Here is a 23,095-nt window from a genome sequence, read left to right as displayed (position 1 = left end):
TCAATCTCTATTCACCAGTTTTCGAAACCGCCTATAGGCTTCATCCCAGCCCTCTCCCGAGCGGGGATGATACTCAGTGAGCTCGAAGGAATTTTCGATCAGCGTACGCCCCTCCTCGAGATCGGCCAGTTCATCCCGGGCTAAAAGCTGGGCCAAAATGTTGCCGGCAGCGGTGGCTTCCACCGGTCCGGTCACCACCCGATATCCGGTGGCATCGGCGGTCAGCTGCGAGAGTATCTCCGCCTTGATGCCGCCGCCCACGATGTTTATATTTTTGGGCTCCCGATCGACGAGTTCGCTCAGTCTTTCAATCTCATGACGATAGCTCAAGGCCAGACTTTCATAAATCCCCCGGGCCATCTCGCCGTAATTCTCCGGCACCGGCTGCTCGGTTTCCCGGCAGTAATCCCTGATCGTGGAGGGCATATCCTGTCTGTCCAAAAAGCGGGGCCTGTTGGGATCGAGCAGGAATTTAAAACTTTCGGCTTCGGCCGCCTTCTGGCTGATATCCTCATAGCTCAAATTCCGGCCCTTTTTCTCCCAGTTTCTTTTGCACTCCTGGATCAACCAGAGGCCGGATATATTGGTCAAAAAGCGGATCGTACCGGCCAGCCCGACCTCATTGGCAAAATTGGCCTTCCGGCTGGCTTTGTTGATTATCGGCTCATTGAGCTCCATGCCCAGAAGCGACCAGGAACCGCTGCTTATAAAGACGCTGTTTTCCGGATCTTCCAGGGGCGTGCCGGCCACCGCCGAAGCAGTATCGTGACCGCCTACAGCTGTAACGGAAATATCCTGACTCAAATTCAGCTCCTCCGCCACTTCAGAACTCAAATTCCCCAGCTTTTGAGCGGGTGATATTATCTCCTCTTTCAATTTTCCGGGCAGCTCCAGCCGTTCAAATATCTCCGACACCCAATCCCGGCTGCGGGGATCATAAAGCTGAGAGGTGGAGGTTATCGTCTCCTCCGCTCTTTTAACTCCGGTCAATAGATAATTAAAAAGATCGGGCAAAAACAGGAGTCTTTCGGCTGCATCCAGGGCCCAGCCCCGTTTTTTCTTTTCGGCATAAAGCTGGTAAAGAGTGTTAAGGCGCATAAACTGAATTCCAGTGCGATCATATATTTCTTCATGAGGCATGATTGCAAAAACCTGATCCGGTATCGGTTTCGTGCGCTGATCGCGGTAGCTGTAGGGATTGGAGATCAGCCGCCCTTCCCCGTCCAAAAGCGCATAATCCACTCCCCAGGTGCTGATACCCAGGCTTTCGATTTCGCCTTCGGATTCTTTTAAAGCCTCGAGCAGACCCTTTTTTATCTCGGCAAAAAGACCGGCGGCATTCCAGTAAAGCTCACCCCGCAGATTCACCGTCTCGTTGGTAAAGCGATGCACCTCTTTCAGTTTGAGTCTGCTGCCATCGTACTCCCCCAGCATGGCCCGCCCATTGGAAGAGCCGAGATCAAAAGCCAGCAAATTCACATTTACCACCCCATCTTTTGAAATTCATCTCTGTTCATTTATGGTCATTTTTATCGCCGAGTATTTTTTCTTTGAGATTTTCGGGATGCGGCGGGCAGCCCGGAATATATAAGCCCTGCCCGTCCAGTTCGGCAGTGCAGACACCTATTTTGATAATTTCTTTTTCGGCGGCGGGCGGATCGTTGTCATCACCGATGCAGATCGTCTTCCCGGCCAGCTCGGACAGCTCCTCCGCGCTCCAGTCCTTCAGCATACAGTCCAGCAGGTGCCGACAGCCGCTGCAGCCTCCCTCCTGATTGAGATCAATATCATAGCTGCCGTAAAAGCTCTCGTCAAGATCGATGACTTCAAAATCCCGTCTGATCTCAGCCGGCTCTAATCCAGAAGTTACCGAAGAGGGGGTGAGCCCGGGATCGCTCAAAGAAGGAAGATCCATCCGCCGGCGGGCCTCCTCAATATATTTAACCTCTTCGGGGGCTATGCCCATGCACTCAGCCGCAATTTCATCGCCCAGCAGAATATTATCGGCTGCAGCCAATTTCTTAAAATTGACCGCTTCTCCCTGAATGGGCCCGGCTCCCTCCATGGCCACCGTGCCATCGTAGATCGTGAAAATGTCCAGATCCCTCCCGGCAAGACATAAATTTAAATCGATGATCGCCTCGGCCAGGCCGCACTGATGGAATAGCTTTTTCTCCTGTTCCCGGATCAAACCCTTCAAATTTTTAAGTCCCAGAGTGGCCGGGAAAACATCATGAGTTTTAAAAACGGGCAGATTCACTATCAAATCTATCTCTCTCAAAATCGCGGGCAGATAAAGAGCGGTAAATGATCTGCCCCCGGGAAGAGAATATTCTTCAAATTCTTCCTCTTTGATATCCAGAATCTCTACATTTCTGCCGGCAAAAACTTCCTCATACCCTCCGGTTATCAGAGCTTTTTCAGTGCTCTGGCCGACAGAAGCTCCATCGCCCAGATAGATCTTTTTCTCTCCGGGCAAAAATTCTATTATTTCCGCCAGAGCCGCGGCCAGATGAGGATTGGTAACTGCCCCGGAAGTATAATCTCTGGGAGCAACCAGATTGGGTTTGAGCAAAATTGTATCCGCTTTCCCAAATATCTCCTCGCTGCCTCCGAAGGGTTTGAGCAATCTGACGGCCGCCTTCCTTAAATCCTCGCTGTTGTCTATTCTCTCCACTTCGGTCAGGGCCACAGTGTGCTGTCTTCCCGGATTATCGAAATTGTCGCTGCTCGCTTTCTTTCCTTCGCTCATCGATTTACAAATCCCCCTGCCTGATTGGTTTGATTTATCCTTAAGTTTTATTCCTTCTGAAATATCCGCCTGAGCCGGGCAAGATTTTCTTCCGAGATTTCGCCGGCATGCTCATAATCGATCAGCTTGAGAATTCGAGCATAAAATTCCAGCGTCTCCATGCGAAAATAGGCCTGTTTTAGATCCTCGCCCCAGCTTAATGCTCCATGATTTTCCAGCAAAACCGCATTATTATCTTCCAGATAATCCTCAACCTGCCTGGGAATCTCCTCGGTCGAGGGGGTGCCGTATTCAGCCACGGGCACCGTGCCGAGCGAGATAACCGCCTCCGGCAGTATTTTGCGTTCCAGTCCTCTGCCCTCCACCGCCCGGGCGGTAGCGTAGGGAGGATGAGCATGAACCACCGCGCCGATATCTTCAAGCTTATCGTAAATGTCAAGATGCATCTCAGTTTCGGAGGAAGGCTGCAGTTCATTTTCTTCCAGCTTTTCGCCCGCGCCATCGACCCGCAGTATCATATCGGGAGTCATAAATCCTTTGCTGACCCCGGTAGGTGTTACCAGAAAATCATCCTCGGCCAGTTTTATCGAAATATTGCCGTCGTTGGCCGCCACAAATTCTCGCTCGTAAAGTCTTTTGCCTATCTCACAGATATATTCTTTTTTCTCTTCAGTTCCCATCTTTCTGCCTCCTCTTTTCTTATTTCAGCAGCTGATCCAGCTCCGACTTAAATGCCGCCCCTTCCATTGGTCCCCGGGCCTGAACGCTTAAGGCCCCGGCGGCCATTCCGTACTGCACCGCTTTTTCAGCCCCATGCCCCCGGGAAAGCGCCGCAATAAAGGCCCCGTCAAAACAATCACCGGCGCCGGTCGGATCGACTTCTTCGGCCGGAAAGGGCTCGGCCCACCAGTGTTCATCACCGTGAAAAACCTCTGTCTTTTTTTCGCCGGCTTTTAAAATCACTGTCTCAGCTCCTTCGGCGATGAGATTCCGTGCGCCCTCTGCTGCATTTCCTTCCGTCAGCTCGTCCAGTTCCTCGCGGCCGGAGAGCACTATATCGGCTTTCTGCAGCACTCTCTGGCTCAAATCGCGAAATCTTTCCAGCTCCAGCAGTTCAATTCTGAGATTGGGATCGAAGGATATTTTCACCCCGGATTGATCGGCAGCCTCTATCGCTTTCAGTATTGCTTCTTTTAAGCTTTCGCTGCCGGAGAGCGAACAGCCCATCACGTGCAAAAAATCAGCGGATTTTACGTATTCCGGATCGACATCTTCCGGTGAGAGCTGACCGGCGGCCGCGTGGGTGAAGTGGTATATAAATCTGCGGCTGCCGTCGGAGAAGTAGGTAACAAAGGCGGTGCCGGTGGTAAAATCATCTTTGGTCGCTACCTGAGAGACATCGGCCCCATCTTCAGCCAGCCTCCGTTTGGTCATCTCTCCAAATTCATCGTCGCCCACAGCCGCTATCATGCCGGTTTCAGCGCCCATGCGGGCTGCCTGATCCAGAAAAATCGCCGGGGCTCCGCTGGGATAGGGGCCCATCAGCGTGCCCGGTTTTTCAAAAGTTTGATCGGTTTCGGTCGCCATAATTTCGACGAGTATCTCACCGGCGGTAATTACCTCAGGCATAATTTATCTTCCTCCTTTCTCAGGCCAGCAGATCTTCTAAAAACTCTCGCGCTCTTTCAGCTCTCTCATCCAGATCGAGCTCATCATCTTCGCCGTCTCTCCAGATCATGATATCCTGCGCTATATCTCCTCCGTCCCGCACGAAGGGTTCCATCACAATCGACCCCTGATAATCGATCCCCTTCAAAGCATCGAAAACCTCCTGCCAGGGTATGATCTCCCCTTCTCCGGGAGGACGCCGGTTGTTTTCTCCCACGTGAAAATGAAATAGTTTATCGCCGGCAGTTTCGACTGCATCCGCAAAGCTGTGTTCCTCTATATTCATATGGAAGGTATCGAGATGGATGCCCAGCCGGGGGCTATCGATCCGCTCGACGTATTCTACCGCTTCAGCGCTGGTGTTGAGCATAAACTGCTCAAATCTATTGACGACCTCCACCGCACAGTTAACCTCGCACACCTCAGCCGTCTCCATCACCCTTTTCATGCTGTCGATGCTGCGCTGCAAAAAGTCGGATTTATCGCTGAGTCCGGGAACCAGCCCCTCACCCCAGCCCCCATAAAGCAGACCTCCGATCAGCTGGCAGTCGAATTCCGCCGCCTTTCTGATGGAATTTTGCAGATAGTTTATTCCTTTTCTCCTCACCTTGCTGTCGGCCGAAGAAATATCGTACTCAGCCGGCAGCCCCATGCTGAAACTTATCTCCAGATCCAGTTCATCGATGGTCTCCTTCAGCTCCTCCTGCTGCCCTCCGCCGGCAGTTAAAACAGAATCCAGCTCGTACTGAATTTCATCGAACCCCAGTTCAGCAGCTCTGCGAGCACATTCAGCAAAATCGGTCATCCAGTCCTTCTGCCAGTAGGCATAAAAAATCCCGAGATTATTTTTCATTTTTATATACTCCTCCCCATCTTTTAAACTTCAAAATAGGAGCTCTAAATACTTTCTTATTAGTTATATTGTGGTTTTGCTTGTGAATTCCTTCTTATTTTTTGGTTTGTTCGGGCAAAAACCAAAGATAATTCCAGGGTCGAGATCGGCAAAGATCCTGAAATTTTTTTAATTAAATTTAGCCGGCCGATAAAAAACCGGCCGGCTAAATATTAAAAATTCGAACTATATTTTATTGGTCCAGTTCATCCAGTTTTTCCTGATACTGTTCCGCCAGCTCTTCTGCTGATACCTCGGCCTGCTGCGCTTCATATTTCATCTCATTCAGGATGTCATCCCTCTGTACACTCCTGACATGAGTGGGATAGGGCTCCTGCTCGGCATGAGCATCTTCCAGGATTTCAAAGTAAGGATGGGCTTCCCGGTATTCTTCTGTTTCCAGAACATCAGCTCTGTTGGCGGGCTGATATCTTTTGGCTACATCCATGACGATTTCCGGATCGAACAGATATTTCAATACCTCCATCACTTCTTCAGGGTGCTCGGTGTTGGAACTTACCATATGGGGCCAGCCGAAGGTGTTGACCACAAAGTCCTCTTCGGCTCCTTCCCTGTGAGGCTGCACCATAACTTCCCATTCCTCATTGTATTCCAGCTCTTCCTGAGTGTAGGCAAAGATATTGATAGCTTCCGGGAAGAAGCCTGCTCTGCCGCCCATGAAAGCACCTCTCATGTCACCCGAGGCCCAGACGTCAGCTTCAGGATCCTGCAGTCCTTCTTCGCCAAGAGCCATGTAGAATTCGATCAGCTCTATACCGGCTTCCGAATCTATGATGGGCAGACCTGACTCGGTAAACTCTCCTCCCATCGACATGAAAGTCGACATCATCCAGAAGGGAGGATGATGGGCTCCGCCGGGCTGAGCATAGGCGTACTCGTCCGCATCTTCTTCGAGAACTTCATCCTGTAAAACTTTCAGCTGATCCAGAAGTTCACTCCAGGTTTCTGGTTCATCCAGACCGGCTTCATCCAGCCAGTCCTTGCGATAACCCATATAATAAGGGGCAGAATGTATGTTTACACCGTAAATCCCGTCGTTATAAGTGGTTAAATCCCAGGCTATATCGTAAATTTCGGCAAAATCTTCCGGATCGTCCTCTTCCCAGGCTTCTATATATTCGCTGATATCCATTACTGTGCCTTCTGCTACCATTGTAGCTATAAATTCATGGAAGATCTGCACGATATCTGGATCCTCACCCACAGCATGATTTCTCATGAAATCCGTGTGGCTTTCCTCTAAAGGAATGACGTCGAATTCAACCTGGATGTCGGGATTTTCCTCATGAAAGGTTTCAAATTCATCATCAGGTACGAATTCTTCCCGGCCGAACCAGACCTCTATCGTCGTCTCTTGGGCCTCGGCCTCCATGGCAAATCCTGTGAATACGAAGATTAGCAATAATGAAATTAAAAATAATTTTTTCATTTTTGTCCCCCTTAATAATTATAAAAATAGGATTTTTTATTTTGTGATGACTCCTTTTCGAAATAATCAAAGCGCAGTTCAGCGGTAAAAAACCAACACATTATAATTTTAGCCGGCCGATAAAAACCGGCCGGCTAAATATTAAAAATTCGAACTATATTTTATTGGTCCAGTTCATCCAGTTTTTCCTGATACTGTTCCGCCAGCTCTTCTGCTGATACCTCGGCCTGCTGCGCTTCATATTTCATCTCATTCAGGATGTCATCTCTCTGTACACTCCTGACATGAGTGGGATAGGGCTCCTGCTCGGCATGAGCATCTTCCAGGATTTCAAAGTAAGGATGGGCTTCCTGGTATTCATCCGTCTCCATGACATCGGCCCTGTTGGCGGGCTGATATCTTTTGGCCACATCCATGACGATTTCCGGATCGAATAGATATCTCAGTACTTCCATAACTTCTTCAGGGTGTTCGGTGTTAGAGCTTACCATGTAGGGCCAGCCGAAGGTGTTAACTACAAAGTCCTCTTCGGCTCCTTCTCTGTGCGGCTGAACCATAACTTCCCATTCCTCATTGTATTCCAGCTCTTCCTGGGTATAGGCAAAGATATTGATCGCTTCCGGGAAAAAGGCTGCTCTGCCGCCCATGAAGGATCCTCTCATGTCACCCGAGGCCCAGACATCAGCTTCAGGGTCCTGTAGTCCTTCTTCGCTAAGAGCCATGTAAAATTCGATCAGCTCTATGCCGGCTTCCGAATCTATGATGGGCAGACCTGACTCGGTAAACTCTCCTCCCATTGACATAAACTTCGACATCATCCAGAAAGGAGGATGATGGGCTCCACCGGGCTGGGCATAGGCGTACTCGTCCGCACCTTCGTCGAGAACTTCTTCCTGCAGAATTCTCAGCTGGTCCAGAAGTTCACTGAAGGTCTCGGGCTCGTCCAGGCCGGCTTCATCCAGCCAGTCCTTGCGATAACCCATATAAAAAGGGCCGGAATGTATATTTACGCCGTAAATCCCATCGTTATAGGAGGTCAGATCCCAGGCTATATCGTAAATCTCGGCAAAATCCTCCGGATACTCTTCCTCCCAGGCCTCTATATGCTCACTGATATCCATTACTGTGCCTTCCGCTACCAGAGTGGCTATAAATTCATGGAAGATCTGCACAATATCAGGTGCTTCTCCTACTGCGTGATTTCTCATGAAATCAGTGTGGCTTTCCTCTAAAGGAATGACGTCGAATTCAACCTGGATGTCGGGATTTTCCTCATGAAAGGTTTCAAACTCATCGGCAGGTACGAATTCTTCCCGGCCGAACCAGACCTCTATCGTCGTCTCCTGAGCCTCGGCCTCCATGGCAAATCCTGTGAATACGAAGATTAGCAATAATGAAATTAAAAATAATTTTTTCATTTTTACCCTCCTTTTAATCTCCGTTTCGATCACCGGGTTTGAGTGCTGGCTAATGTCCGATCGACTGCTCTGCGACCGAAAACGTCTCCAATTCCTGCAGATCTTGAATGCACTGCTTATTTGCCGGCGTCATCACCCCCCTTTAAAGGAAAAGCAGACTTTATTCTTTAATAGCACCCTCAATGAGACCGCTTGTTACCGTTCTCTGGAAGATCAGATAGAATACAAGTATGGGTACAATAGTGACCGTGGCAAAAGCAAGAACCACCGGCCAGTCCTCGATGCCCATCGCGTCTCTCATCATGAAAAGCTGATAGGGCAGCGTTCTCATGGCAGTTTCTGTGGTGAGAGTGAGCACAAAGGGAAATTCATTCCAGGCTTCCCGCAGCGACATAACCGATACTGTAATTATAGCCGGTTTGGAAAGGGGTAAAATTATATGCCATATTCTCTGCCGCATGGAGGCACCGTCAATGGCAGCTGATTCTTCCAGCGCTGTGGGAATTGTCCCAAAAAATCCGGTCAATACCATTGTATTTAAGGGGATAGCTGTAGCGGTGTAGGAAACTATCAGAGAAACGTAACTGTTTAAAAATCCCAGACCGGACCACAGTTCAAATAAAGGGATTATCAGGCTGGCCCGGGGAATTATTCGCGGAATTAAAAACATCATAAAGAATATCGACGAAAATTTAAATTTGAATCTGGAAAATCCGTAGGCTGCCAGTACGCTCAGACTCACTGCTAAAAAGGAGGAAGTTACGGCCAAAAAAGTGCTGTTGAATAAAAATCTGTAAAATCCCCTAAAATTGAATACATATCTGTAAGCTCTCAAAAGAGGATTAACGGGAAATAATTGAGGGGGTACCTGATATATAGCAGTATAGGATTTGAAAGAGGATGTTATGCCCCAGTAAAGCGGAAAAAGGGTGAAAAAGACCAGCATAAATATGGCTATCCAGTGCAGACGTCTGTTAATATATTGAAATGCATTCCTGACTTTTTTAGTCAATTGTTCACACCTCACTTCTAAATATTCTCAAAAACACAACACTGGTTATTACGTTGGCTATTAAGATTACTCCCATAACCACTGCTCCGTCAGAATATCGAAGACTATCAAAACCCAGCCTGTACATATAAAGAGCCAGCACCTCTGTGGCTCTGCCCGGCCCTCCTCCAGTCAGGGGAAGGATAACATCGAACATATTAAAGCTGGCAAAACTCATCCAAACCATGGCAATACCTATCATGGGTTTTATTAAAGGGATGGTGATTTTCCGCAAAATATCCATTTTGGTCGCTCCGTTAACGATAGCAGCTTCTATCAAATTGGGATCGATCGATTGCAAACCTCCCAGCAAAATGAGAGTGGAAAATGGAACAATAAACCACACATTGGCCAGAATTGCCACAATCATGGCGAGGTGAGGAACGCTCAAAAATTCTATTCTGCCAACTCCCAGAATAAGCAATATCTGATTGACAAAACCAACCCCCCGGGCGAATAAAAATCTGTAAATTATGGCTGTAGCTATACCGGAAACCAGATAAGGAATAAGGGCCAGACCCTGAAACCCGACGGAGAATAATTTTACCTTCTTCAATCCCAGAGCAAAGCTAAAAGACAATAAAAATCCCAGCCCCACACTCCCGGCTACAAATATTAAAGATAGTTTAAAAGAATTTTGAAATCTTGATTCACCAAACAAATTGACCCAGTTATCCAAACCCACAAATGGTTCACCGGGAATACCAAGCTCTATCTGATAAAAAGACATCCTTATCCCATAAATAACCGAAAACCAGAGTATAAAAGCTACAAAAGCAAAAGCCGGCAGAACGAGCAGATAAGGCACTGAATTTTCTTTTATTTTTTGAAATTTGCTCTTACCTGTGTATTTTTTCAACGATAAACCTCCTTAACCGATTGTGTGCGGTTAATTCGCTCAATCCAGAGACAAATTTTTAAAATCTAAATAGAATCATCCCGGTAAATTCACCCGCCCCCTTTGTTTTTCTGTATTAATTTTTGTTTTTTATGTTATTTATATTATAACAGTTTTTTAAGCCGCCGTCAAAAATAAATAGCAGCAAATAAACCCGCTATTTAACTTCCAAAATGTGTTTATGTCCTGACTGATTTCCATTGCTTTATTTTTGTTTAATATACTGATATCATATTATAAAGGGTATAATAGTACCATTAGATGCTTCAGATGTCAGAAACCAGGCTTTAAAGGGGGATTTTCAGCCAAAATGCTAGCGGAAGAAAGACGCAAATCGATCGCCGAAGAGGTAGAAACCAAAGGCAGCGTCGAGGTCAGCAATTTAAGTAAAAAGTTCGGCGTCACCCGGGAAACGATCCGCCGGGATCTCGAAAAGCTCGAAAAACAGGGGGTACTGCAGAGAACTCACGGCGGCGCCGTCAATTCCGGTCGGGAAAAAGAAGAGCTGGATTTTGATCTGCGCAAAAAACGCAAAACCGAGGCCAAAAAAAAGATAGCTGAAAAAGCATTTAGATATATTGATCCCAACGACACTATTTTTATGGACGGCAGTTCAACCTGCTTTTTTCTGGCCCGCCTCATACAGAACTCAAACTACGGAGATCTCACAGTAATTACCAACTCAGCCAGCACCTGTACTGAACTTGCCAAAAACAAGGATATTTCTGTCATCTGTTCGGGTGGGCTTATCCGCAATCACAATTATACCATGGTCGGTCCCAAGGCCCGGTCTATAATAAGCGACTATAACGCCAGCAAATTTTTCGCTTCCTGTACCGGTATCACCGCTCAAAACGGCGCCACCGAGGCCAATGATCTGGAAATTGAAATCAAGCGTGAGATGGCAGACAGATCGGACAAAGTGTTTCTGCTGGCCGATCATTCCAAATTCAGTTTTATCGGCCTCTCGACATTTTTAACTGTCGACAGCATAGATACTATAATCACCGATAATATCGATCATGAAAACGTCCACGGGGAATTCGGCAGCCGCGATATTATCATCTGAATAACCTTTCAGCCAAAAATACCGGGAAAGGAGATCGATAATGACAGGTCAAAACCAGCTGAAAATAGCCCTGATCGATGGTTATCTCGATGAACCCTCCTGCCTGGGGGTACCTCCCTACGTTTCACCTCACATCCGCTATCTTTATGGAGCTCTGCTGGATGCAGGCCTTCCCGGCCAGAACATTACCTACTTCACCGCCGATCGCCTGCGGGAAGAGTGCCGTTTTCGCGAGGCAGAAAATCACCGCAGCACCCGTCTGGAAAAATACGATCTGATCCTGGTTTTAGCCGGCACCACCGTGCCGGGCAACTATCTCAGCGGGCAGCCGCTCAGTCTGGCTGAACTCCGGGATCTGAGCAGCAATGTTTTTTATCCAACCCTGGTTTTATGCGGTCCTATCACTATGGTTTTAGGTCAGCTGCCCGGCGGCAAAAAGCTGCGCGAAAATTTCGATATAGTCTCAGGAGAGCTTTCCGCGGCCGATATCTATCTCAGGCTCTGCCGGCGCGAGGGAAAAAGCGGCAGCATAGAAGCCGACCTGCTTGCCCGTGATCTCAAAAAAGGAGGCGGGTCCGTTCTGACCGATGCTCTGGCCATCTGGGCTGAAAAAGGAACTGAACTTCTCGAGCGCCATCCCCGCTATCCCCGGCTGGTCATCGAGCTGGAGACATTCAGGGGGTGTCCGCGACGCCGCGGCTGCAGCTTCTGCAGCGAACCGCTCAAAAAGATAAGTTATCAGCGGCAGCCCGATCAGATCGCCGCCGAAGTCGAAGCTGCCGCCGTACGAGGGGTACATAACTTTCGTCTGGGCTGCCAGACCGATCTGCTCTCATATCACGGCGGCCGGCTGCCGCCTGAAAAGGCCAGCAATCGTCCCTATCATTCCCGACCAGATGGGCCTGAAAGCAGAAGTTCAGCCTATCTCACCGCTCTCCGTGAACTTTATCGCGGCATCCGCCGGGCCGATCCCGATCTCAATGTTCTCCATCTCGATAACATAAATCCCGGTCCTTTAGCCCGCCATCCCCGGCTGGGCAAGGAGGCAGTCCGAATCATCTCCCGTCACAATACCGCCGGTGATGTGGCCGCCTTCGGACTTGAGTCGGCCGATCCGGCGGTTCTGGCTGCCAACAATATCGATACCGATGTAGAATTGACCTTCAAAGCGATAAAAATTTTAAACCAGATCGGCGGCCGGCGGCAGTCGGGAATTCCCAAAATTCTCCCCGGTCTCAACTTCCTTTTTGGTCTTGAGGGCGAGAGCGAGGAGACATACAGGCTCAATTACAGGTTTTTGGAGCGCATAAAGTCGAACGACCTGCTTTTAAGACGCATAAATATCAGACAGGTCAACGCCCTGGGACAGTATCAGGCCCAGGAGGTTGACCGCGGCCGCTTCGAGGAGTTTAAGAAAAAGGTCAATCGGCAGATAAACAGGCCCATGCTCGAGGGAGTATTCCCGAGAGGCACGGTGCTCGAGGGGCTCTGGCCTGAAAAGAAGAAAGGTAAATTGACCTACGCCCGCCAGCCGGGGAGCTACCCTATTCTGGTTGGAATTCCCGGCGATCACAGCCAGCGCGACCGGCTTTCAGCCCAAATTATAGACTGGGGCTATCGCTCGATCACAGCCCTTGCTCATCCCTTTCATGTCGATAAAGCCAGCCGGGCCGAACTTGAAGCTGTACCCGGAATCGGCCAAAAAAGGGCTGGAAAAATAGTCGCTGAAAAGCCCCGCAGTTCAAAAGAACTCAGGGAGCTTTTAGGGCCATCTTTCCCCTGGGCCGAATGGAAGGATATATTTAAATTCAGCAGCGAGGATACGGCCAGCGAAACACAAAACTGAGAAGAAAAAACTCAGTAACCCAGCTCATAACTCACTCTGTTTTTGAGCTCATCTCCCCGTCGATACCTCTCCAGATTATCCTGAAATATTTCCAGGGCTCGATCATAATATCCCGGAAAAATACCGGCCACATGCGGCGTCATAATAACATTATCTCGCTCAAAGAAGGGTGAATCCTCCGGCAGCGGCTCCTGGGCAAATACATCCAGGCCGGCTCCGGCCAATTCTTTATCGTCCAGAGCCTGCAAAAGCGCCTTCTCGTCGACTACTTCCCCCCGTCCGACATTTACAAAATAGGCATCATCCGGCAGGGCGGAGAAAAACTCTCCGGCCAACATTCCTTCAGTTTCGGGGGTGTAGGGCAGTATCGAGACAGCATAATCGCATTCTGCCGCCGCTTCCTCGAGTTTTTCAGAAGGATACAACTCGTCCACCTCTTTTACATCCTCCGAAACATCGCGTTTGATTCCGGCCACCTTCATATTCATAACTCTGCCAACCCGGGCGATCTCCCGGCCTATAGATCCCATCCCGATTATCAGGAGCTTCCTCCCGCTGAGGCGGTCCATCTCCAGACGCTCCCAGGTATTCTCCCTCTGCTGGTCGCGGTACTCGTGAAATCTCCGGGAAAAACCGATCAAATATCCAAAGGTATGTTCGGCCATGACATCGCCATGAATACCGCTCATGCTGGTAATTTTTACGCCTCTCTCTTCCAGTTTCTCAGCCCCGGGCGAATTGATAATCTCATCCACCCCGGCCGTCAGAGTCTGAATCCATTCGACTCCCTCTGCCTCGACCAGCAGGTCTATTTCGAATTCACGAGCCAGACCCACCACTATCTCAGCCCGATTAAGCGCCTGCTGCTGCTCCTCTCGCTCAATAGCCTGAATAACTCTCAGGTCGGGCTCTTTTTCCTCCAGTCGTTCAGTATATTTTTCCGGCCAGTCCCTGGTCAGCATCATAACAATTTCCTGCGAATTTTTTGTCATCTGAAGTATCCTCCTCTGTCTAAAATATTTATCGAACCTGAGGCTCTTCCTGTTATCGGTTTATAGATGTCGTATAAGATCGCTATCATTGAAGGCAGGAAGATCCGAATTTCAATTACCAGCTTATTCTGATGCCCAGCTTTTCAAAATCGAATACTTTCAGATCAAATGAGGAGGCGAGCTCAAACCGCAGCCTCTGCTCGGAATCTCGTCCGTTGAAGTAATTTATATAGCTGGCCACAAGCCTTCTGAGCCGCAGGTCATAGCGCAGCCGCCCGGTCAGATCAGCACTGCTGTGCGGTTCATTCAGCCCACCGCCCAGCCAGAGTCGGTGCAGATAGGAGCTGTAAAAATCGTATTCCGCCCAGGCCGCGCTGTCTCCGCCGCCGAAGTTATCATAACCCAATCTGACCCGATAGGTCGGGGAAAAGCTCAGGCTGCCCCCGGGCTCACCCGCGCCGGTCCAGAGGCTCAGGCTGTGGTTTTCTCTTTCGGGCTCTGCCCCATCAAAGTCGACATCCAGCCTGTGCGAGAAAATATCAGGCAGCCAGATATATTCCTCCCCATAAAGCGATTTTAACTGATCGCCGCGAACCAGAAGCGGTACAGTCATATCCCGGGCCTCCAGCGATTGATGAGAAGCGTGCCTGACATAACCGCCGCCGGTGAATTTGGGCGGATTGAGCACCACCACAATATCGCCGGCTTCGGGATTCTTCATAAGGCTCATCAGATTGACAGGAGCGGCCGGAAAATCAAGATGGCCGGTCTTCTCCAGCCATTCTTCCGGGGTGAGATATTCGCCCTTATAACCGGCGTCATAATAACCGAAAACATCTCTGCCTTCGTACTCATAACTAATTCCCCCGTCGATATCTTCGCCGGCCAGGGAAAGTCGGATTCTGCTCTCCGGCCCGTAACCCTTCACCTCTCCCGATGGTGTTCGATAAAAAGCCAGATCGAGCTCGCTTTTTTCAACAACGTCCCGGGCCAGCTGATCCTTTTTCTCACGGGAGCGGCGAATGCCCCTTATCTCCTCCAGATACAGGTTGGGATAGCTGTAGGCCCGAAAATGCTCGCCTGCCAGCCTTTTAACATCATCTTCAACCTCCACCATTTCACCGAAATTCATGCCGTGATCGGCATAGATAATCACGTTCAAATTCTCCAGCTTTTCCTCATCCAGCCCTTCGACAAAGCGGCCAAACTCGCGGTCGAATCTCTCCAGCTGCCGCTTTTGAGCCCCGCTGCCAAAAGCATGAGCAAAAAAATCGGTGCTGAACCAGTAAAATTCCAGCGCCTGATAATCATCCAGAAGATAGGGGAGATTGCCCAGTGAACGGCCGACCGGAATGTGAAAACCCGGCACTCCCTGCAGGAAAGTTCCCCGGGATCTGCGGCCCTTGCTGGATACCATCTCAGCCGTGCTCTCCAGCTGGCTGTAGGTTCTCCCGGCTTCGGGGCTGTACCCCTCCCAATCGACAATCGAGCCCTGAGCAGGTGTTTTGCCCTCTTTTAACCGGGTTATCACCGCAGGAGTTGAGGGAGGATAGTAAGTTATAGCCCGTCCGCGCATTTCTTCTTCATAAAAAAAATCAGCCAGATTGGGCAGCTCGCCTGCCTCCATATTATTATAGAAATTTTCGCCCGAGATGCCGTCCAGATGAATCAATACATACCGGGATTCTTCTGAAACCTCAGCAGCCCTCAATTCACTCCCGGCTAAATTCAAAAAAATAAATCCTGCCAGCATGGCCAGGAATAAAACCGACAGAAATTTTTTAGATGGTGATTTCAACTTGTTCTCCCCTTCCAGTTCGATTAAATTCAATTTAATCGCGGTTAACCTGCTGTTATTGCTGCGGATCTATCCGCTGACAGCTCACATTATATCCTCCAGATCATCCATGGCAGCCCGCCCCCGGCGCAGGCTGTTAAGAGCTCTGATATAGCTGCCTGACTCATAATAGGCATAGGCTCGCAAAAGATGGGTATAATCGTTATCCTCAATCTCCAGCGCCTGTTTCAAAATTTCATGGGCCCTATCCATGTCTTCCAACTCCTCGATATAAAGAGTAGCCTTGTAATTATAGGGCCAGACATTGCCCTCATCGCGCTCGATAATGCGGGCGAAATAACCGGCTGCTTCCTCCGGCTCCCTTATGATGCTGTAATAAAAGGCAGCATAGTTCATGTAAAGAATATTCTCAGAACCCATCCGGGCTAAATGCAGCTCCTTATCGATCTCTTCCTCCAGCTTATCGACATCGAAATCATCGGCAAATTCATCGATCATCTCCATAGTTTCTCTGACGTATCCCAGATTGGCCTGACTGACCGCCAGCCGATAATTATCCTTTAAGCTGCCATTTTCAGCGATCGCCTCCTGGGCTTCTTCTCGATGCAGCTCCCAGAATTCCTGCGAGGAAAGTTCATCCCGGCTGATTTCTTCGCCACTTTCGGCCAGCCCGGGAATTGCAAAAACCATAAAAGCCATGATGAGGACAGGCAGAAATATCGATATTTTTTTCAGATTTTTCATGTTCATATCAACTCCGCGGGTTTGTTTTTTTTACAGATGAAAGGTGAGGGCCTTAAAATTTAGTTTATTTTTAGGTTTCCACTGGAAGCTTTAAAGCTTCCAGTTAATAAAATAAATCCTTTCTTCTAAAATAATCAAAAATCCCGCCTCTTCCCTGAAGAAAGCAAGCGGAAAAATTCAATCGCGGTCGACCGGTTTTAATTCTATCAGGGTTATTTCCGGCGGACAGTTTATCCGCAGGGGAACTGCACTCACTCCCAGACCGCGGTTGACATAAAGATGACCGAGATTTTCCCCTTCCAGCTCGAAAAGCCCGGAGACAAAATCCTCCTGGTAAATCAGATCAAAAAAGAATCTGACCACCGGCAGATCGACCTGGCGCCCGTGGGTATCCCCTGCCAGAATAAGTTCCTGTCTGGGCAGAGAATGGGTTCGTCCCATCTCTTCAATCTGCTCGATAACCTGATAGGTATGAGAGAGCACCAGATTAAAACCGCTGCCGCTTTTCTTCGGCGTACAGGCATGGGCAAATCTGTGCCTGTCCATCCGCGGACAGCCGACACCGACGATATTGATCGAGCTGCCGGAAACTTTCAGCTCCACATGTTCATTTCTGAGAAGGCGGATCCCGGCTCCGGACAGCCCCCTGCCGATCTTATCCAGATCATATCGGTAATCATGGTTGCCCGGGACGGCAAAGGCGGGAACCTGCCGGCTCAGCTGCTGCAAAAATGTTCTGAATTTATCAAAGTTACGCATATTATCTATATAATCGCCGGTCATAACCATCAGATCAAACTCGAGACCGGCTACTTCAGCCAGAAGTTTATCTTCAAGACGCCCCCAGCGTGTAAAATGCAGATCGCTGAGATGTAATATTTGCAAAGGTTCACTGATCTTTTCGGACTCCAGCTCGAATTTCTCCAATTCCAGGCGGGAATTAGGAGATGGAACGGGAGCAGTCAGGAAGGAAATCGTGATCACGCCCTTTCCCTAAATTCTTTATAATATCAGTAATAATTGCTGTCTATCAGCTCTCCCACCGTGGTGAAGGTAAAACCCTCATCCTGGAGCATTTCGATTAATTCGGGCAGTATCCTGATGGTGCTGCTCCTGTCGCCGCCTCCATCGTGAAGCAGGATGATGGCGCCGGGATGCATCTGCAATTGAATGCGGGCCAGCAGAATTTCCGGTTGGTTCTCCTCCTCGTAATCTCCTGCATCTACCGACCAGTTAACCAGCTTATAATCGCTCTGCTCAAATCTTTGCAGCTGGCCTATTGTAACACCACCATAGGGAGGACGAACAAGCCGGGGATACTCGCCGGTAATGTCATCGATCAGCTGGCCGGTGCGCCTGATTTCTTCCTCTACAGCCGACCATTCCAGGCCGGTAAAATTGCGGTGGGTGTAGGAATGGTTGCCCAGTTCATGACCCTCCCGGGCAATTCTTTCCACCAGCCAGGTATGTTCAGCAGCTTCCTGCCCCAGCAGAAAAAAAGTGGCCGGGACGCTGTATTCAGCCAGAATATCGAGAATTTCCGGTGTATGCTGTGGTGATGGCCCGTCATCAAAACTCAAAGCCACCTTTTGCTTCTCTCTGTTTCCGGACATATAAAAGGTGCCGGGAAACTTATTCTCCAGCTCTCGATAGCGGGAAATGTACTCATCGGCCACCAGATCATGACCCCTGACTGGATGACCCGGCAGCAGCAGAAACAGGATAGCTGCCAGGATTAGCACAGCCGCTCTCACAAATAAAAATCGATATGATTTTTTTCCCGTGTGTGCTTTACTTGACAATTTTTTGATCCTTCCCCTTAATCAGTTTTGGCGGATCAATCCTCCTGTTCTATTTCCCCGTTCAGCAGCTTTTTTAAATAACTGCGAAATTCATCGGATATATCCTCCCGCCTTAAGGCGTGCTCCACTGTAGCCTGCAAAAAACCCTGCTTGCTGCCAACATCATACCGTCTGGCCCGAAAGTTAAAAGCTTCGACATGCTGCCTTTCAGCCAGAATTTTGATGGCATCGGTCAGCTGAATTTCTCCTCCTTTGCCGGGAGGTGTTTCATCGATAATTGGAAATATCTCGGGTGGCAGCACATATCTCCCCAGTACTGCCAGAGTCGAAGGAGCCTCTTCCGGAGCTGGTTTTTCTATCAGGTCGGAAACTTTAGCCCGACGCTTTGAACGCTCCTCGCAGTCGACAGACCCGTAAAGTTGAATGCTTTCGCGCGAAACCTCCTGACAGCCTATAACGGGTTTGCCGCTCTCCCGGGCATGATCGATCAGCTGTCCTATGACAGGTTTTTCGCTGTGCATAATATCATCGCCCAGCAGCACGGCAAAATATTCATCTCCGACAAATGCTTCCGCATGAGCAACAGCGTGCCCCAGACCTCTCTGCTCTTTTTGCCGCACGGTATGAATTGTAATCAGATCGGAGACATATTTTACCCGCTCGAGCATTTCATTCTTGCCCTTTTCCGCCAGAACCTGTTCAAGTTCAGGATCACGGTCGAAATGATTTTCTATCTCTTCTTTATTTCTCCCGGTCACCAGCATTACTTCCTCAATACCTGCTCTAACGGCTTCTTCAACCACATACTGGATAGTGGGTTTGTCGACGACCGGAATCATTTCTTTAGGAATTGCCTTCGAAGCCGGCAAAAATCTGGTTCCATAACCAGCCGCAGGAATTACAGCCTTATTTATATTCATTTTAACACCCCGCTTAAACTTCTTCGAGGATTTCTTCTATCATTTCCAGCGAACTCTCACGAACTTCTTCCAGACGATTTTGCGCTCCCGGCTCGGTATTGGCGCAGACGGCAGAATAAACTTTCAACTTCGGTTCGGTGCCTGAAGGTCTGATGGTCAAAAGAGAATCGTCCTGCAGACGGAACTGCAGCACATTTGATTCGGGCAGATCTATCTCCTCTGCCGCTCCGCTTTCGCACTCGACAGTTTGACCTTCTTTATAATCGTGAATTCTTATAACACCGCTGCCGGCAATTTCATCCGGATATTCTTCTCGCAGCCTGGCCAGAGCACCTGCTATCTTCTCTTCACCGCGCTTGCCTTCCATCCAGATAGACCTGACCTCTTCTTTATAATAACCGTATTTTTGCCGCAGCTCTTTCAGTCTGGTCAGAAGATCGATCCTGTTCTCCTTTTGATGATATAAAGCCAGCACAGCCATCAGAGCTGCAGCAAGCACAGCATCTTTGTCGCGGGCATAATTGCCGGCCAGATAACCGTAACTCTCTTCGAAGCCGAAAATGAACTCGCGCTCCTCTTCTTCAAACTGGTTCATCTTCTCCCCGATATATTTAAAACCGGTCAGCACGTCCATGACCTCACAGCCGTATTCATCGGCCAGCGGCAGAATCATCTCGGTGGTAACTATCGTCTTGATAATTACTCCTCTATCAGGAATTTTACCCTGGTCCTCCATCCTTTCCAGCAGATAATCCGCCATAAGGACTCCGATTTCGTTGCCGCTTAAGAGCCGGAAATTCTCATCATTGTGCTCCGGAACCATAACCCCCAGTCGATCGCAGTCAGGATCGGTTGCCATGATCAGATCGGTGTCTGAGCTTTCAGCCACCTCCAGCGCCAGCGTAAAAGCCTGTTCTTCCTCGGGATTGGGCTGGCTTACGGTAGAAAAATCCGGATCAGCTTCAGCCTGGCGCTGCACAACCAGAGTTTCGCTAAAGCCCAGCTTTCCCATTAACTTCTGGATGGGCCGGCTGCCTGTTCCGTGCAGCGGTGTATATACTATGCTGAGCTCATCTCCGCTTTTTTCGGCCAGATCGACATCGGGCAGCACCGAAGCAACCGTTTCCAGATAGGAATCTTCCAGCTCTTCTTCTACGTCCTCCACAAGATCTTGCTCTCTAGCTTTATCCAGCTCCATGGTATTGACCAGCGAAAAGTCATCTATTTCGCCGATTTCTGCCATGACCTTGCGGGCTTTATCAGGCACCAGCTGACCTCCCTCGCCGCCATAAACTTTATAACCGTTGTATTCGGGCGGATTGTGACTGGCAGTGATCATAATGCCCGCTCCAGTGCCCAGCTTTCTTACGGCGTAAGATAGCTCAGGAGTGGGGGAGATACGGGTGAAAATATAAGACCTGATATCGTTGGCAGCCAGCACCCGCGCTGCTTCCTCTGCGAACTCGCGGGATTTATGGCGAGAATCGTAGGCTATAACGGCGCTCTTTTTCTCCTCATTATCATCAAAATAGTTGAGCAGATAATTGGCCAGACCCTGAGTGGCTCTGCGCACGGTGTATTTATTCATACGATTGGTTCCGGCGCCGATCTTGCCGCGCATACCGCCGGTGCCAAACTCAAGATCCTTATAAAATCTATCCTCTATCTCCTCTTCATTATCCTCAATGCTCTCAAGCTCGGCTTTAGTTTCTTCATCAATATAATCGCTCAAAAACCAGTCTCGATATCGGGACATATAACTCAACGTAAAATCCTCCTTTACTGGAAACCTGGGTTTTTTAGCTCACAGTCCAAAAAGCAAGCTGATATTTTAATCAGCCAGATCCATTCCTGCCCCTAATTATAACACAAATTGGGACGGATGTCATAAATCTCAGGCATACTCAAAAACCCAAACCTGTCATCAGGCGGTATTTGATTTTCTAAAAAATTAAATCCCCCATAAAAAGACGGGGGATAGGGATAAATCAGGTGTCTATTAAAATTGATAGCCCAGACTAACACTGACAAAGGCTCCGGAGAGATCCATATCGTCGGTGTAAGAAGTATAATCATCCGGCACGTCCATATCCAGTCTGCGATAACCAGCTTCGGCATCTACAAGAACATCGGAGGCAAGGTTATGCAGGAGTCGAAAAGAGAGACGATAACCCATCTCGCCATCGATATCGTGCTCATCCCCATTGTCTATAGTTCCTTCATAATAACCGGCGCCCGCAGTTATGGCCTGGCGGGTACGCTCAGAATTAGAAGCCTCTTCAGCTTCTTCTTCTCTCTCATCTTCATCGGGGTCGGCTCTACCGATCTCAAATGAAGCTACAGCGCTGATGCCATGCAGACTCAGCTCATGTTCTTCATCGTTGACCTCGATATCCGCCGGATAGTATTCGTAATTCAATCCGGCCCGAATTCTGTCGCTGAGACCGTAATCTCCCGTGAAGGTAATTCCCACCGTTTCCTCCACATCATCAGCTGCAAAATCGCTAAATCGCAGTCCACCGGTCAAAGTGAAAGTATCCTCAAACCTCACCCTTTCGGCTTCTCCGGCAGCTGCCGGCTGTACTGTCAAAAAAGCCAGCATCACCAAAAATAAAACTGTGAAAAGGGTAAAACCGAAAACACGGCCGGTTAAGAGTTTTCTCATTTATATAAACCTCCTGACGGTCAACTTTCATAGGAGAGAAGGGCAGAAGCTATGACTTCAAGATCTTCATCCTCCACTCCGGGATGAACAGGCAGAGAAAGCACTTCCTGCACGGCCCCTTCGGTCTCGGGCAGGCTGACCTCTTCATAACCTCTCTTTTTATAGACAGGCTGATTGTAAACCGGTTCCGGATAATAAATTCCGCAGCCTATCTCATTGTTTTCGAGATAGTTAATGATACTCTCGCGTTTTTCAGCCGGCACCCTGACGGTGTACTGGTGATACACATGATAAAAATTCTCCCCGGCTGTGGGAACTTTCAGCCAATCGAGATCCTGCAGCCTGTGATTCAAAAAGAGAGCATTTCTTCTTCTCACCTGATTGAATTCGGGCAGTTTATTTAACTGCTCCCGACCTATAGCGGCGGAGAGATCGGTCATGCGGTAATTATAGCCCAGAACTTCATGATGATAATGATCGCTGCGCCCGTGATTTGCGTACAATCGGGCGTTCTCGGCTATTTTATCGTCGGAAGTTACCAGCATGCCGCCTTCACCGGTGGTCATATTTTTGGTCGGATAGAAGCTGAAAATACCAGCATCCCCAAAACAGCCCACTTTTTTACCGTCTATGGCAGCTCCGTGGGCCTGAGCAGCATCTTCTATCACTGTCAGATCGTATTCGCTCGCTATCTCCATTATTCGAGGCATATCTGCCGGCAGCCCAAATAGATGCACGACCATAATGCCGGCTATCCCGGGATCGTTATCGAGCGCCTCTTTGATGCATTCGGGATCTATATTGAATGTCTCGGGGTCTATATCTACAAAGACCGGCTCCAAATCATTGTATAAAAGAGCATTGGCGCTGGCGATAAAAGTAAAGGGGGTGGTTATGACCTTATCACCCTGACTTAAATCGCTGGACTTTACGGCCAGGTCCAGAGCACAGGTTCCATTGGCAGCAGCTATCGCATGAACGGTGCCGATATAATCGGCAAACTCCTCCTGAAAATTTTCAACCTGTTCCCCGGCTGCCAGCATGCCGCTCTTAATTACCTCAAGCACCTGCTCCTGTTCGGCTTCATCCAGCCTGGGACTGGCAATCGGTATCATATATTAATTCTCCTT

At 48.9% G+C, this 23,095-nt stretch carries 20 protein-coding genes; 2 read left to right on the top strand and 18 right to left on the bottom strand.

What is annotated here, in order from left to right; all coding sequences use genetic code 11:
- The 9 genes from BLT15_RS05190 to BLT15_RS05150 all read right to left on the bottom strand — a co-directional run bounded on the left by BLT15_RS05190 (position 1) and on the right by BLT15_RS05150 (position 10,090).
- Positions 1-1,479 (bottom strand): rhamnulokinase, encoded by a 1,479-nt coding sequence (locus BLT15_RS05190; RefSeq protein WP_234985516.1) that lies wholly within the window; start codon positions 1,477-1,479, stop codon positions 1-3.
- Between the two features lie 34 nt (positions 1,480-1,513).
- Entirely contained in the window at positions 1,514-2,752 is a 1,239-nt protein-coding gene (locus BLT15_RS05185) for a DUF362 domain-containing protein (protein ID WP_089759365.1), read from the bottom strand.
- A 47-nt stretch (positions 2,753-2,799) separates the two neighbouring features.
- Positions 2,800-3,432, bottom strand: a complete 633-nt coding sequence (locus BLT15_RS05180) for a class II aldolase/adducin family protein (RefSeq protein ID WP_089759363.1) — start codon at positions 3,430-3,432, stop codon at positions 2,800-2,802.
- Between the two features lie 19 nt (positions 3,433-3,451).
- Entirely contained in the window at positions 3,452-4,381 is a 930-nt protein-coding gene (locus BLT15_RS05175) for a sugar kinase (RefSeq protein WP_089759360.1), read from the bottom strand.
- 19 nt (positions 4,382-4,400) lie between these two features.
- Positions 4,401-5,273, bottom strand: a complete 873-nt coding sequence (locus tag BLT15_RS05170; RefSeq protein ID WP_089759359.1) for a D-psicose 3-epimerase — start codon at positions 5,271-5,273, stop codon at positions 4,401-4,403.
- Positions 5,274-5,505: 232 nt separating this feature from the next.
- Complete coding sequence (locus BLT15_RS05165; protein ID WP_089759357.1) at positions 5,506-6,762, bottom strand: ABC transporter substrate-binding protein; 1,257 nt, start codon at positions 6,760-6,762, stop codon at positions 5,506-5,508.
- A 161-nt stretch (positions 6,763-6,923) separates the two neighbouring features.
- A complete protein-coding gene (locus tag BLT15_RS05160) occupies positions 6,924-8,180 on the bottom strand; it encodes an ABC transporter substrate-binding protein (RefSeq protein WP_089759355.1) in 1,257 nt (418 codons plus the stop codon).
- Between the two features lie 160 nt (positions 8,181-8,340).
- Positions 8,341-9,192: a carbohydrate ABC transporter permease gene (locus tag BLT15_RS05155; protein WP_089759353.1), complete on the bottom strand. Its 852-nt coding sequence runs from the start codon at positions 9,190-9,192 to the stop codon at positions 8,341-8,343.
- A 4-nt stretch (positions 9,193-9,196) separates the two neighbouring features.
- Positions 9,197-10,090: a carbohydrate ABC transporter permease gene (locus BLT15_RS05150; protein ID WP_089759351.1), complete on the bottom strand. Its 894-nt coding sequence runs from the start codon at positions 10,088-10,090 to the stop codon at positions 9,197-9,199.
- 349 nt (positions 10,091-10,439) lie between these two features.
- Here BLT15_RS05150 and BLT15_RS05145 point away from each other — a divergent pair, with 349 nt between their 5' ends.
- Complete coding sequence (locus BLT15_RS05145; RefSeq protein ID WP_089759348.1) at positions 10,440-11,198, top strand: DeoR/GlpR family DNA-binding transcription regulator; 759 nt, start codon at positions 10,440-10,442, stop codon at positions 11,196-11,198.
- A 40-nt stretch (positions 11,199-11,238) separates the two neighbouring features.
- Positions 11,239-13,044 (top strand): radical SAM protein, encoded by a 1,806-nt coding sequence (locus tag BLT15_RS05140; RefSeq protein WP_089759346.1) that lies wholly within the window; start codon positions 11,239-11,241, stop codon positions 13,042-13,044.
- Between the two features lie 11 nt (positions 13,045-13,055).
- On the opposite strand, the gene BLT15_RS05135 is transcribed toward BLT15_RS05140, so the two are convergent.
- From BLT15_RS05135 to BLT15_RS05095, 9 genes are all read right to left on the bottom strand, one after another.
- Complete coding sequence (locus tag BLT15_RS05135) at positions 13,056-14,036, bottom strand: D-2-hydroxyacid dehydrogenase (RefSeq protein ID WP_089759343.1); 981 nt, start codon at positions 14,034-14,036, stop codon at positions 13,056-13,058.
- 115 nt (positions 14,037-14,151) lie between these two features.
- Entirely contained in the window at positions 14,152-15,867 is a 1,716-nt protein-coding gene (locus BLT15_RS05130) for an alkaline phosphatase family protein (RefSeq protein WP_089759342.1), read from the bottom strand.
- 51 nt (positions 15,868-15,918) lie between these two features.
- Positions 15,919-16,578, bottom strand: a complete 660-nt coding sequence (locus BLT15_RS05125) for a tetratricopeptide repeat protein (protein ID WP_089759340.1) — start codon at positions 16,576-16,578, stop codon at positions 15,919-15,921.
- Positions 16,579-16,755: 177 nt separating this feature from the next.
- Positions 16,756-17,562, bottom strand: a complete 807-nt coding sequence (locus tag BLT15_RS05120) for a metallophosphoesterase (protein ID WP_089759338.1) — start codon at positions 17,560-17,562, stop codon at positions 16,756-16,758.
- 26 nt (positions 17,563-17,588) lie between these two features.
- Positions 17,589-18,332 (bottom strand): polysaccharide deacetylase family protein, encoded by a 744-nt coding sequence (locus BLT15_RS05115; RefSeq protein WP_143423021.1) that lies wholly within the window; start codon positions 18,330-18,332, stop codon positions 17,589-17,591.
- An 83-nt stretch (positions 18,333-18,415) separates the two neighbouring features.
- Positions 18,416-19,300, bottom strand: a complete 885-nt coding sequence (gene galU, locus BLT15_RS05110; protein ID WP_089759333.1) for a UTP--glucose-1-phosphate uridylyltransferase GalU — start codon at positions 19,298-19,300, stop codon at positions 18,416-18,418.
- Positions 19,301-19,313: 13 nt separating this feature from the next.
- On the bottom strand, positions 19,314-21,056 hold the full coding sequence (locus tag BLT15_RS05105; RefSeq protein WP_234985517.1) for a phospho-sugar mutase: 1,743 nt from the start codon (positions 21,054-21,056) through the stop codon (positions 19,314-19,316).
- 243 nt (positions 21,057-21,299) lie between these two features.
- Positions 21,300-21,965, bottom strand: a complete 666-nt coding sequence (locus BLT15_RS05100; RefSeq protein WP_089759329.1) for a porin family protein — start codon at positions 21,963-21,965, stop codon at positions 21,300-21,302.
- Between the two features lie 20 nt (positions 21,966-21,985).
- Positions 21,986-23,080: a DegT/DnrJ/EryC1/StrS family aminotransferase gene (locus tag BLT15_RS05095; protein WP_089759327.1), complete on the bottom strand. Its 1,095-nt coding sequence runs from the start codon at positions 23,078-23,080 to the stop codon at positions 21,986-21,988.
- Positions 23,081-23,095 lie beyond the last annotated feature (15 nt).

It is taken from the genome of Halarsenatibacter silvermanii (assembly GCF_900103135.1).
In the GTDB taxonomy this organism is placed as follows: domain Bacteria; phylum Bacillota; class Halanaerobiia; order Halanaerobiales; family Halarsenatibacteraceae; genus Halarsenatibacter; species Halarsenatibacter silvermanii.
This window is presented reverse-complemented; position numbering and strand designations above follow the sequence as displayed.